Below are 13,031 nucleotides of genomic sequence, written 5' to 3'. Positions count from 1 at the left end.
AATCGTCCGGAGGGCTAATTTTGGCGATCGCCGCGACCTTCTCGATTTCGCTGGGCTCGTGCACGACACAATCAAGCCGCGACGCCGAGGTAAAAGCTGCGATTGCCGCTGCCGACGCTGCGAAGGAAAGTGCGGCCAAAACCGCAGGCGAAAGTGAATACGCAGACGCGATGCAATCAATGCCGATGGGCGCTGTCTGTTGGGCAGCCATTCTCGAAGCGGTATCAAGCTATGGCCAGCGTTGCATTGCAGACGAGAGCGAAGACTTGCGAGGAGCTCGAAGGTCAGACCCTTCACAGCCTCGCCATGCGCATTCTCTCGCGGAAGCACGTCCTCGAAGCCGTGGGACGAACGCCGCGCTCGCTCAATTCCTTCGAGGTAAAGGCTCTTGTCAGCGACATTGCGGAAGCGAGCGGTGGAAAGCGCGCCGCGAAGAAGATGATTCAGGGCTACACGGCGGCTTGGGCGCAGAGCCAAGGCGACGAGCCGGGCTTCGCAAAAACTAACGAGGAAAAGGCGTTTCAGGCTGCCCTTCTCGCGTGGCTCGAGTTTCACCACGCAATGCTGATTGGTGAGCTGATTCCGTACCTCGTCCGTTACCTCAAGGACAATCCAGCGGCGGCCGAGCGATCCGAATTCAAGCACCTGCTCGTTGACGAATATCAGGACCTCAACAAGGCCGAGCAGACAGCGATTGCCTACCTTGGTGATGACGCGGAAATCTGCATCGTGGGCGACGATGACCAGTCGATCTATAGCTTCAAATGTGTGCGTCACGGGGCGGAAAATAGGCCCCCAGCCTAAGCTCTGTCCGGCAACCTGCGCTGGCAACTGCACTCTCTTTCGACCAACTATCCAATTCGTTTAAGGCAAGCTCTAGCTGATCACAGCCTCGGGTCGACCGGTTCGCTCTCCATCGCTAGCACTCCGAACACGCATTGGTGCACGCGCGTGAGCGGAGCGTGGTCGACGAACCGTTTAAGCGCCTCGATCCCCAACGCGAATTCGCGCAATGCCATCGACCGTTTCTGGCCAAGTCCTCGTTTTCTCAGCCGCTCGATGTTGCCTGGTCGGTCGTAGTGCGGGCCATAGATGATCCGCAGATACTCGCGCCCCCGACACTTGATGGCAGGTTGCAGAAGACCGCGCCGACCGCGAGCGATGAAGTCGAGCGGCTTGACCACCATGCCTTCGCCACCCTTGGCAGTCATGGCTTCCCACCAGTCGATTGCCTCTTGGACCTGAACAGGATCGTCCAGATCGAGAGCCCTATATTCGGTTGCAAGAAGCAGGTTCGCATCAGCCGCACACAGCCTGTGAGCCATTCCCATGTGCCACAGATGATCTTTGTCAGAATGTACCTGACCCTCCGATGCCAGAAGATGGAAAGGTGCGATCTTCAGGTCTGCAATGCCCTCGAACGGGTGGACATACCGATTGTAGGCTTCGCGATAGTTCGCCGCGTCTTCGACGCGCTGGGACACTCGCGCGCCCAAGTCTTTGACATCCACGCCACGCGCGATTGCAGCCTGCAAAGCGGCATCGAGAGCAGACAAACCAGAGTTGGCGGCTGCGCCGACTGACGCGTATTGGCCGCGCACAAGCGCACCGGCCTTCATGCTCCAAGGCATGATCTCACAGTCCCATAGAACCCAATCGGTATCGAGTTCGGTCCATAGGCCCGAAATTTCCATCGCCTGGTCCACGCGGTGTAGAACCGACGCCTCCAATTCGGCATCGTTGAAAAAGCGCCGACCAGTCCGGGTTACGACGGTTCCTCGCGAGCCATCGTGAACACCAAAACGTTTGGCCGCGCTTTCCTGGGTCTTCGACAGCAAAATGAGCGCGCGTGAGCCCATGTGCTTTTCTTCGAGCACAAGCTTTGGTGCGCCTTTCGAGCCGTAATAGGCAAAGGCTTCTTCCGGCCGCTCCAGCCATCCTTCCTGTGCGCTCGTTTCCGCTGGCGACATGGTCGGCGGCAGATGGATCAGCCAGTGCGGATCGACTGCGTGCCGGGTCATTACCTCCAGCGCGGCAGCGGCGTTGTCTTCACGCACCGTCACATGACCATAAAGGCCAGTTTCGATGACCTGCTTTCCCAGCACGTCCGCAATGTTGAGCTGATGCGCAGGTGTACTCCCGGTATCGGCTGCGGGGCCGTCGAGGGGCCGGATCGGCTCGTAGTACGTCTGCTCGGCATCGACAGATACCAGTTCGAGTTCGGGGTAGCGAAGGGCAGTAAGCTTGCCACCGAACACGCAGCCGGTGTCGATACAAATCGTGCCGTTGACCCAGTTCGCTTCGAGCACAGGTGTGTGACCGTAAACGACCTTGGCGCGACCCTTGTATTCGGATGCCCAGTCCCACCTGACGGGAAGGCCAAACTCATCCACCTCGCCAGTCGTTTCGCCATACATGCAGAAGCTGCGGATCGCGCCAGAGGCGCGGCCCTGCATTTCTTCCTTAAGACCGGCATGGGCGACGACGAGCTTCCCATCGTCGAGCAGGTAGTGACTCAAAAGACCGTCGAGCCACTCGCGCATCTCAGCCAAGAATTCCGGCGGCTCGCTACCAAGCTGCTCGATGGTTTCGGCAAGCCCATGCGTCGGTTTGACGTTGCGGCCAGACAGATGGCGCTTCAGCTTGTCATCGTGGTTTCCGACCACGGCCAAGGCAGTGCCAGAGTCCACCATGTGCTTCGCGATACGCAGGACGTCAGGTGAACGCGGCCCACGATCAACGAGATCACCAACGAAGATCGCCCTACGACCTTCAGGTGGAGTTACATGGACGTCCTTGCCATCCCACGAAACTTGATAGCCAAGCTGGTCCAAGATGGTCTCGAGTTCATCGGCACAACCGTGCACGTCACCGATAATGTCGAACGGTCCGGAGTCTTCGCGGCGGTCAGTCCAAAGGCGCGTCCGCGTTATCTCGACCGCCTCCACCTGCTCGATGGAGCGCAAGCGATGCACGTAGCGGATGCCTTCGCGCCCCATGCTTTTGATGGAGCGTTTCAGATTGAGCATCTGTCGACGGACCGGTCCTGCACCAAACTGGCGGTCGGGACGCTCGGCGTTGCGAGCAAGTGCGACCTCTTCAGGCAGTTCGAAGGTAATGGCGACGACCAGGGCGTGCCATTTGCGGGCAAGCGCGACCAGGCTCTTGCGGGATTCCGGTTGTACACTGGTGGCATCAACGACCGTGAACCGCCGGTTCTTGAGCCGCTTCTCGACAATGAAATGCAGCACGTCGAAGGCGTCGCCGGTGGCGGACTGGTCAGTCTCGTCATCGGCAATCCAACCACGCATGCGATCCGAAGATACGACCTCAGTCGGCAGGAAGTGCTTCGACGCAAAGGTCGACTTGCCCATACCTGACGCGCCAACCAGAAGGACAAGCGCGAATTCTGGAATCTCGATCTTCATGCCGCATCCTTCACCGCATCGACGCGTGAAAAGATGGCGACCTGTGTCGGGTGACCATAAGTTGGATCTTCGCTCCCAATGCCTTCGTATCGGACCTCGTAGCCGTACGCCTTCGCAACTGATTCCGCCCAGTGGTGGAATTCGGAACGCGTCCACTCGAACCGATGGTCCGAATGCCGCATGGTGCCTGGCTCCATCCCTTCGAAAAGGACGTTGTATTCGCTATTGGGAGTGGTCACGATCACGTTTGCCGGTCGCGCGTGACCGAACAAGGCCGCTTCCAGTGCTGGCAACCTCTCTGCATCGATGTGCTCGATAACCTCCACAAGGGCGGCCGCGTCGAAACCCTTGAGTCGATCGTCGCGGTACACGAGCGAGCCTTGCATCAGCTCAATCCGCTTGCGCTTGATGTCGGGCATGTGATCCAGCTTCAGCCGGTCACCTGCCTTTGCCAGAACGCGCGGCGCGACCTCGACACCAACAATGCGGTCGAGACCCTTGATCGTGAGAAGCTGGCGCAACAACCGACCTTCTCCGCAACCAAGATCGAGTACGCTCGACGCTCCGAGATTGCGGATCAAACCCGCCAGATAATCCATGCGCTGCGTGTTGAGGCGGATCGGCTTTTCGATCTTTTCTTCCTCTGCATCGCGCGACGCGTGTTCCTCCGGTTCTTCCGCCTCAACCCGCTCCTCTAGTTGCTCGGTTGCTGACCGCATGAGCGACCGGAACCCGAGCAGGTACCGACGAACGATGAGTTCCTTCTCAGGATGTGCCTCAAGCCATTCGCCACCCTTTTGCAGCAGCTTTTTGACCTCATCCTCGCCCACGTAATAGTGCTTGGAATTGTCCAGCACCGGAATGAGTACGAAGAGGTGCGTAAGCAGGTCCTGAACCCTTACCGTGCCTTTGATGCTCAGCGACACGTATGGGCTAGCCCCCCACTCTGGATGCGCCGGATCGACCGGAATTGCTTCTGCCTCGACCGAGTATCCCAACGGTTCGAACATGCGCGCCAGAAGGTCAGCCGACCCCCTTGCCGGGAGCGGCGTAATAGAACATTCAAGCGGGATCGCGGTATCAGCAAGCTCCTGACGCAGCTTCGATCGACCACCCATTGCGGTATTGAGAAGGCGGCCAAGGGCGACCGACAGCAGCGATGACGCGGCATAAGGTCGGTCGTTGACGTACTGATCCTCAATGCTTGCCTTGCCCCTGACCAGTGCGACCGGATCGACCTCCAGAGTAATCGCGGCGGTGCATCGATCCTCCCCGGCCTCGGGGTAGAACAGAGTCGCTGATCCGAACGGCAGGTCGACCGAATGGACGTTCTCCGGATGCTTCATCAGGAGGAAGCCGAGGTCGGTAGCAGGCCTGTGAGTGGTGGAGATTGTCAGAAGCATTTTCTCGATCCGGGTACAAAAAAGCCCCGTCGATTTCTCGGCGGGGCTGCGTCGTTTGTCTGGGTGGTGTCCGAACTAGGGCGCAGCGTTTTGATTGGGCAGCAGGGCGCGGTAATTGCGCGCGCAAAACCGCTCGTCGCCAAAGGAGGAATGATTCAGCGCAGGCAGTTTCGCTATGAGCATGTGCTTCTAGTTCAACAATTCTTCGATAGGGTCAAGCAAGCAGTTGGAAGTGGCTGCGTGCGTCCGACGGTTGGTAGGATATGCATGTTGGCTATTTGGTCCCCATTTCGGAACAGAGCGTGATTTTGGGCCCTGACTTTGGAACCATCTTGAGAAAATTTTCCGCTCGGTTGCCGCTAGAAGGCGCGTCAATCCACTGGAAAATAGATCAAAACTCTCAGGCCATTGATCGCAGTGAGACCGGACCCGAACACGCAGTCAGAAACCCGGTTGACCGGGCACACCGTACCCCGCGAATTCGGGATATAACCTATTGAATTAAAATCGAAATACCGCTTTGCGTACAATACACCCGTCTACGAGTTGAGCGGGTTTGCGCCGAGTTGCTGCCAACTCAAGGCGCCATACGGCATTGAATATTCGACAGAAATCTTGACACAGGCGCGAGTGGGCAGAGAGTTGTGCAATTTTGGACTTCGGGAGGTGGCTCGGGCCATTGAAACTCGTTGACGAGTGGCGCATGAAATTACCGCTGCTGGCCCGATAAATTGCTAGCCGCGGCAGATTGGTCGCTTCGGTCAATCAAACCCCTGTGTTAGCTCCAGCGAGACCGATTAGGGGCCACGGTGCAGTGCGCAGTCCCAGGGAATCCCATCGATTCCCTTTGCAGCCAATTATTTTGGGGGCCAAAATGGGGGCCAGAATTTTTGCGGAAATCCACGAAAGCCCGGGATTTCTTCACTTCCAATTCCGAGTTCGATTCCCGCTACCCGCTCCAGTTCCCCCCTTACGTCTGTGTCATTAACTCGTTTGAGCGCTGGCTCTGCGTAATGGGACATATCTGGTATTGTTCATTGAGGCATCCTGTGTTTGGTTGCTGACGGTGAGCTGTTGGGGAGGAGGCCTGAGCATTGATACCCTATTGGCTTAGCACTCTGTCGTCGGCCTCCTTGGGGCTGGGCGCGATGTCGGCGTTGTGGATGATCATTGCCATGTTTCGTGCTCCGCCCAAAATGGCAGTGATGAAGTTCGTCTGGCCGCTATGTGCATTGTTTGGAAGCCTTCTGGTTGTCTGGTTTTATTACCGCTTCACAAGGGGAGGGGGGCATAGCGAACAACCTTTTGCCGTGAGTGTTGCTAAAGGAGCTCTTCACTGCGGGGCGGGATGTGCCTTGGCGGATATGATCGCGGAAACCCTGGCACATTATCAACCAGGAATTTTGAGTTTTTTCGGGTTAGGCTGGCTGTTTGGCGAAGAGATTTACGCGACCTGGACGTTTGATTTTATCATGGCTTTCAGCATCGGAATCGCTTTCCAGTATTTCGCGATCGCGCCGATGCGCGACCTTTCCGTCAAGGCAGGAATAACCGCTGCCATAAAAGCTGATGCCCTATCCCTCACCTCTTGGCAGATAGGCATGTATGGAGTGATGGCGGTGGCCCATTTCTGGTTGTTTAAGACCGTGCTGGGAGCGCAAGTCGATGTAGCTATGCCTTTGTTCTGGTTTGCTATGCAACTCGCCATGATAGCGGGCTTTGTCACCGCCTATTTTCCGAACTGGTTGCTAATCGCAAGTGGTGTTAAGGAAAGGATGTGATCCCCCGCATCCGCCTTGCATTGCTCTCTTTCCTGCCGGTTATTCTGGCCGGTTGCGCTTCTCATCAAGACGGGATTCTCGCAGCAGCTGGCAAGGTTGCGCACATTCAGCGAGACCACCTTTTACAGACCACGCTGCTGGTGTTGATAGTGATTGTGCCTGTATTTTTGGCTTTGCCTTGGATTCTGTGGCGCTATCGCCTTTCACGTAATCGCAAGGATTATCGCCCTGATTGGGAATTTTCGTGGCCGATGGAAATTCTCATCTGGGGCGTGCCAGTCATCATCGTGGGTGTGCTTGCCTATTCCCTTTGGGGCACAGTTCATCAGATCGATCCCTATCGACGGTTGGATAAGGCCGGGCCTGCCCCCATCGAAGTGCAGGTTGTCGCCCTCGATTGGAAATTTCTCTTCATTTATCCCAACGAGCACGTCGCTTCAGTAAATGAGCTGGTGATTCCAGCAGGGCGTGAGGTTGCTTTCACAATTACATCTGATGGCCCCATGATGTCATTTATGGTGCCGCGTCTTGGCGGGCAGATTTATGCCATGGCAGGGATGAAAACGCAGATGCATCTTAGCGCTGACCAGACCGGAGACTATCGCGGGCTCAACACACAGTTCAACGGGACGCATTTCCCCGAACAGAGCTTTGTTTTAAAGGCGCGCAATGAAGCAGGTTATCGTGCGTGGTTGACGAAGGCTCGTGCTCACCCGGTGTTAGATAGCGCCGACTATGCCCGTCTTGCCAAACCTGCCACGGTTGCTTCACCACTCTATTTCGGTGGTATTTCTGACGGCCTGTTTGATGAGATCATTAACAAATATCATCACGGTGGACATATGGCAGGCGCAGGCTTTTGACAGGACACGACCTTACCTACTGGCTGTTTGGCCTTTTGAGTTGGTCGGACTTTCCCCCTAAAGCCAATATTATCGCAACTGGTGCCGCCTCAATCGCGATCCTGGGTGTCGTGGTGGTGGCAGGATTGTTGACACTAACCCGGCGCTGGCGGTGGCTATGGCAAGAGTGGATTACTAGCCTCGATCACAAGAAGATCGGGATCATGTATATTGTTACCGCATTTGTGATGCTGGCCCGGGCAGTGATCGAAGCAGTGGTAATGCGCACCCAACAGGCATTTGCGGTGAATGCGAGTGGTATCGTCGGCGCTGACCATTTCGCGCAATTGTTCTCGACGCATGGTTCGATCATGGTCTTTTTCATGGCTATGCCGTTTTTGTCCGGTATCATTAATTATGTGATGCCGCTGCAAATTGGTGCACGTGACCTGACATTTCCTTTTATGAATGCGGTGGGGCTGTGGTTGACGGCTGCAGGCGCGGCACTGGTGATGGTCAGCCTTGTGGTCGGTGAATTTTCCACCGGTGGGTGGAGCGGCTATCCACCCTATACAGAATTGGCGTTCTCTCCAGGTGAAGGCGTGGATTACTGGATCTGGGCAGTGACTCTCGCGTCACTGGGAACAACGCTGACAGGCATCAACTTTGCGGTGACCTTGTATAAAGAACGCGCTCCGGGGATGCATCTCTACCGCATGACACTGTTCTGCTGGACTGCATTATGTACATCTATCCTGATGATCTTTGCGATGCCTCCACTGACATTGTCCACCGCCATGTTGGCCCTTGATCGCTATTGCGGGTTCCACTTCTTCACCAACGGCATGGGCGGCAATATGATGAATTACGCCAACATGTTCTGGCTGTTTGGGCACCCCGAAGTGTATATTCTGATCCTGCCGGCATTCGGCGTATGGTCGGAAGTTATCTCGACCTTTTCTGGCAAACGGCTGTATGGCTATAAGTCGATGGTCATTGCTGTCATGTCCATCGCTGTGTTGAGCTTTACGGTTTGGCTCCATCACTTTTACACGATGGGACAGGGTGCCAATGTCAATGCGGTGTTTGGCATCGCGACGATGTTGATCGGTATCCCGACAGGGGTAAAAGTCTATGATTGGCTGTTGACCATGTATCGCGGCCAGGTCAGGCTGACGGCACCTATGTTGTTTGCTGTCACCTTCCTGTTCTGCTTTGTGCTGGGCGGGCTTTCGGGCATTCTATTGGCTAACCCGCCGGTTGATTTCAGCGTCCATAATTCGCTGTTTCTAGTGGCCCATTTTCACAATATGCTTATCCCCGGAACTCTGTTTGGCATGATTGCCGGGTATATGTACTGGTTTCCCAAAGTATCCGGCTTTCGGCTGGATGAGCGATGGGGGCGGATTTCCTGGGCCTGTTGGAGCAGTGGCTTCATCATCGCCTTTTCGCCCCTCTACGTATTGGGTTTGATGGGGGCGATGCGGCGCACTGCGCAAACCTTTCAACCAGAATTCCAAATGTGGATGACGGCTGCATGGGTCGGGTCCGGGCTGATTCTTTGTGGTGCGATCGCTTTGGGTGTCCAATTCTATGTCAGCCTCAGGAAAAGGCGTGAGCTGGCCGTGCCTGCTGGTGATCCGTGGGATGGGCACAGCCTTGAATGGTGGTCTCCTTGCCCACCGCCAGAATATAACTTTGCAGTCCTGCCAAAAATTGAAGATACTGAAGCCTTCACCGCCATGAAGCGTGAAGCGCGTGCGTATATTTCCCCTGAAAATTATGAGGACATTGCAGTCCCCTGCCGCACCGCCCTGCCTGCGCTGATTGGCGTCGCCGGCTTTATATGCGCCTTCGCGCTTACATGGCACATTTGGTGGGCTGCCTTGGCGGGATTTCTGGCAATTTGGGCTTGTGTCATCCTACGCAGCTTAGAGGTCGAAACCACACGTATTATTCCGGCAGATGATGTGCGAGACGCTCATGAGGAATGGCTCAGTCTTGCCCGGTCGATTGCACCTGTCGATCGTTTTGATGAATGCCGTCCCACCAATCTTGGCCGGGCAAAAGCACTGCAATGACCACAGAAAAGATCCTTCACCCCGGAATTAACATCGGCCAGTCTGATCCAGAACAGCATATGGAAGCTGAACCGATTATGTTCGGCTTTTGGGTGTTCCTGATGAGCGATCTGGTGCTGTTCGCCTTGTTGCTGGTCACCTATAGCGCGATGAGCCTTCACGGCATTGCTGGTGGCCCCTGGCCTCAAGATATAACTGACTTAACAAGCGCGGGTATTGAAACCGCTCTGTTGCTCCTGTCCAGTTGCACATTTGCGATGGCATCGCTGGCGCAAAAATACAGTTCCCGGCAAAGCCGGCTGGTCATCTGGTTAGTGGTAACGGCTCTATTAGGGTGCGCCTTTGTGGGCATGGAGATCAGGGATTTCGCAAAACTGGCTGCCGAAGGCGTAGTGCCGCAGCGTAGCGGTTTTTTGTCAGCCCATTTCACGCTACTTGGCTGTCATGCGCTGCATGTTTCCGCCGGTATTGTGTGGATGATAATCCTGCTGTTTCAGATGCGGATCAAAGCGCTGGAAGATCTCGTCCGGCTTCGCATTATGCGGTTGGCGTTGTTCTGGCATATGCTCGATATTGTGTGGGTAGCGATCTTGACCTTCGTTTTCCTTTATGGAGCCGTGTGATGCACGATGAGAAAGCCCCTCTCAGTGGAGGTGAAAGCCCCTCTAAAGAATTTCACGATGTTGTGCGCGGCTTCATGAGCGCTGCCTTACTAACCCTAGCTAGTTTCGCGCTGATACTGTACCGCCCTGTGCCCACCACATGGCTCCTTCCAGGCATTGCGATGCTCGCTCTGGTCCAGATACTATGTCACTTCCGCTATTTTCTTCACATTGATTTGAAGAAATCACACCGGGATGATCTGCAGTTGATCCTCTTCACCGGGTTAATCCTTTGCCTCATGGTCGGTGGAAGTTGGTGGGTTATTTCAAGTCAGTTTGCCCGCATGGGGTGAGCAGGCTGTAGCTGTTCACAGAAAGCTGAAGTTTTGGAAGCGACGCTCAATCAGCACACCTTCCACCTTTATGAGCGCCATGCTTGAGCCTCCATCATCTCGAATGAACATGCGTCAAGGGCGAATGCTGAAGAGAGTAATATGTTGAGATCAAGTTTCGTAAATTCAGATGGAATCTATTCTGCTGTAATATTTTTGATAGAAATCATACTTTTTAAGTAAAAATACTTAAATGCATTGTACGTATAAGTTAACTTACTTGGTTGTTTTGAGTGCTAATTTGAAGGACCTGTAGAGCTTAATAACGGAAACGTCCCGTTCATAGGAGCTTCTCGCATGTCCACCAAAAAGCGTCGGTCCTTAAAAGGTATTTCATCTGCTCTGGCAGCGATGGCTGCAGGGGTTGCAGGCAAGGCTACCGCATCATCATCTCAAGGTGATGGAGAGCATTTGCAGGCAATGGAAGGCGTGGCTGAGTTTCATAAGCTCGCCGACGGTTCGGTGCAGGTGACTCTGGTCAATGGCGATGTTTTGAGAATTCCTTCCGGGCAATTTGACATTGATGGCCGCCAGCTTTTTGTAACCCAAAGCTATTTGGGTAATGCTGAGGTGATTAGCCAAGCCTCAACTTCTGGCGGATTTGACCTGGGCCTTGCTGGGCTGGTTACCGGTGGAGCAGGAGCCGGCCTGCTAAGCGCTGGAACCTCCAATCAGAATGAAAGCGAAGGTGGTTTTGCCACCGCCGCTGCTGTGGCCTCTCCTGCTGTTGTGAATCATGCACCTGACTTTGTTATCGGCGAAGAAATGGATGCGCGCTCAGGGGAGTTGGATGTTGGCATCGTGTCGGCTGAAGATGTTGATGGGGACCAAATCTTCTGGACTATTATCGGAGGGGACGATCAACGCTTTTTTTCGATCAACAACGAAACAGGAATGCTCTCATTTCTGACCGAACCCCAAATTGGGAGTACGGGAGATGATGATGGTGATGGGGTTTTCGAAGTAATTGTCGAAATTTCTGATGGTGACGCCGTCAATCAGCAGTTGATCTATGTATCCATTATAGAGGGAAATGGTGCGCCGGTCATAACGGGCAGCCTTAGTTATTCTCAGGCAGAAAATGCCAGTGCCATCTTCGCACTGAACGCCAGTGATCCTGAGGGGGATGCGCTGACATGGTCAATCGTGGGAGGGGCAGACGCTGCTCTATTCGTGATCGATAGCCAAACAGGCCAAGTGTCGTTTGCCACGGTACCTGATTTCGAAAATGCCACTGATGATGACAATAACAATGTTTACCAGCTCTTGGTCGCGGTGAGCGACGGTAATAAAACGACCACGGGCGCCATGACAGTGACTGTGGAAAATGCGGATGAACCACCGATCATCACGAGTTCCGCCAATTTGGCTATGGCTAGCAATAGTACTTTGGCAGGAACGATTACAGCGAGTGACCCGGAAAATGGTGGCCTGACCTTTAGGATCGTGGGCGGCGTTGATGCTGCCTTTTTCACGATAAGCTCCAGTGGTGTTCTCTCGTTTAAAAATGCGCCTGATGCCGAAAACCCCCAAGATAGCGGGGCCAACAATATTTATGACCTGACCGTAGAAGTCAGCGATGGGACAAATGTCGTCCAGCAAAACATTTCTGTGACTGTTACGGGTTCTGATTCCGGGAACTCTGCGCCAGAGATTACGAGCGGTGGTTCGGTCAGTCTGGATGAGAACACGACAGCGGTGCTGAGCGTGGTGGCCAGCGATAGTGATGGCGATAGTTTGAGCTATGCGATTGCAGGAGGTGCAGATGGAGCCTTGTTCACGATCAATGCCGCTGGTGAATTGTCCTTCAAGGCGGCGCCGGACTTTGAAAATCCGGCCGATAGTGATGGGGACAATGTCTATGATGTGATTGTGTCGGTGTCTGATGGTGTGACGACCACGCAGCAGAGCGTCACGGTGACGGTGAATGATGTCAATGATGCGCCGGTACTGACGGGTCCATCGGGTCTGAGCCTGGCGGAGAACACCAAGACTGTGGGGACGATTACGGCCAGTGATGATGAAGGGGATGATCTGACCTTCAGCCTGACGGGCGGGGTGGATGCCGATCTGTTCACGATCAATGCCACCACCGGAGCGCTGTCCTTCAAGGTGGCGCCTGATTATGAAGCGCCCGGCGATGACGATGGGGACAATGCCTATCAGCTGGAAGTGACGGTGAGCGATGGCACCACCAGCACGGTGCAGCAGATCACGGTGAGTGTGACAGATGCCAATGATGCGCCTGTCATCACCAGCAGCAATGCGGTGACCATCACCGAGAACCGCAGCAATGTGATGATTGCCAGCGCCAGTGATGTCGATAGCGGCGATACGCTCGTCTGGTCGATTGCCGGTGGGGCGGATAAGGATCTGTTCACGGTTGATAGCGCCACAGGAGCGCTCAGCTTTATCACCGCGCCCGACTATGAAGCCCCCTCGAGCTTTGATGGTGGGAATGTCTATGCGGTGGTGCTCCAGGTCAGCGATGGCAATGGCGGG

9 protein-coding genes are annotated in these 13,031 nt (G+C 54.9%); 7 read left to right on the top strand and 2 right to left on the bottom strand.

What is annotated here, in order from left to right:
- The first annotated feature begins 231 nt into the window (after nt 1-231).
- Complete coding sequence (locus GRI39_RS13995; protein WP_160740363.1) at nt 232-804, top strand: UvrD-helicase domain-containing protein; 573 nt, start codon at nt 232-234, stop codon at nt 802-804.
- An 80-nt stretch (nt 805-884) separates the two neighbouring features.
- Here the strand turns inward: GRI39_RS13995 and GRI39_RS13990 are convergent, their stop codons facing one another.
- Together GRI39_RS13990 and GRI39_RS13985 are read right to left on the bottom strand one after the other, a co-directional pair.
- Nucleotides 885-3,428 (bottom strand): polynucleotide kinase-phosphatase, encoded by a 2,544-nt coding sequence (locus GRI39_RS13990; RefSeq protein WP_160740362.1) that lies wholly within the window; start codon nt 3,426-3,428, stop codon nt 885-887.
- Nucleotides 3,425-4,831, bottom strand: a complete 1,407-nt coding sequence (locus tag GRI39_RS13985; protein WP_160740361.1) for a 3' terminal RNA ribose 2'-O-methyltransferase Hen1 — start codon at nt 4,829-4,831, stop codon at nt 3,425-3,427. The genes GRI39_RS13990 and GRI39_RS13985 overlap by 4 nt, the downstream gene beginning before the upstream one ends.
- A gap of 1,163 nt (nt 4,832-5,994) precedes the next feature.
- On the opposite strand from GRI39_RS13985, the gene GRI39_RS13980 reads away from it, so the two are divergent.
- The 6 genes from GRI39_RS13980 to GRI39_RS13955 form a co-directional block, all read left to right on the top strand.
- On the top strand, nt 5,995-6,612 hold the full coding sequence (locus tag GRI39_RS13980) for a DUF4396 domain-containing protein (protein ID WP_246205100.1): 618 nt from the start codon (nt 5,995-5,997) through the stop codon (nt 6,610-6,612).
- A complete protein-coding gene (locus tag GRI39_RS13975) occupies nt 6,609-7,475 on the top strand; it encodes a COX aromatic rich motif-containing protein (RefSeq protein WP_160740359.1) in 867 nt (288 codons plus the stop codon). The genes GRI39_RS13980 and GRI39_RS13975 overlap by 4 nt, the downstream gene beginning before the upstream one ends.
- Nucleotides 7,472-9,535 carry a cbb3-type cytochrome c oxidase subunit I gene (locus tag GRI39_RS13970; protein ID WP_160740358.1) on the top strand — a complete coding sequence of 688 codons (2,064 nt, stop codon included), beginning with the start codon at nt 7,472-7,474 and terminating at the stop codon, nt 9,533-9,535. The genes GRI39_RS13975 and GRI39_RS13970 overlap by 4 nt, the downstream gene beginning before the upstream one ends.
- The gene (locus tag GRI39_RS13965; protein WP_160740357.1) at nt 9,532-10,158 is read left to right on the top strand and encodes a cytochrome c oxidase subunit 3; all 627 of its coding nucleotides are present in this window, start codon (nt 9,532-9,534) and stop codon (nt 10,156-10,158) included. Before GRI39_RS13970 ends, GRI39_RS13965 begins: the two co-directional genes overlap by 4 nt.
- Nucleotides 10,158-10,490, top strand: a complete 333-nt coding sequence (locus tag GRI39_RS13960; protein ID WP_211371636.1) for a cytochrome o ubiquinol oxidase subunit IV — start codon at nt 10,158-10,160, stop codon at nt 10,488-10,490. Before GRI39_RS13965 ends, GRI39_RS13960 begins: the two co-directional genes overlap by 1 nt.
- Nucleotides 10,491-10,826: 336 nt before the next feature.
- Nucleotides 10,827-13,031: cadherin repeat domain-containing protein (locus tag GRI39_RS13955; protein ID WP_160740356.1), on the top strand; the 2,205-nt coding region annotated here is incomplete at its 3' end.

Origin of the sequence: Altericroceibacterium indicum (assembly GCF_009828105.1) — a bacterium.
Taxonomy (GTDB): Bacteria; Pseudomonadota; Alphaproteobacteria; order Sphingomonadales; family Sphingomonadaceae; genus Altericroceibacterium; species Altericroceibacterium indicum.
This window is presented reverse-complemented; position numbering and strand designations above follow the sequence as displayed.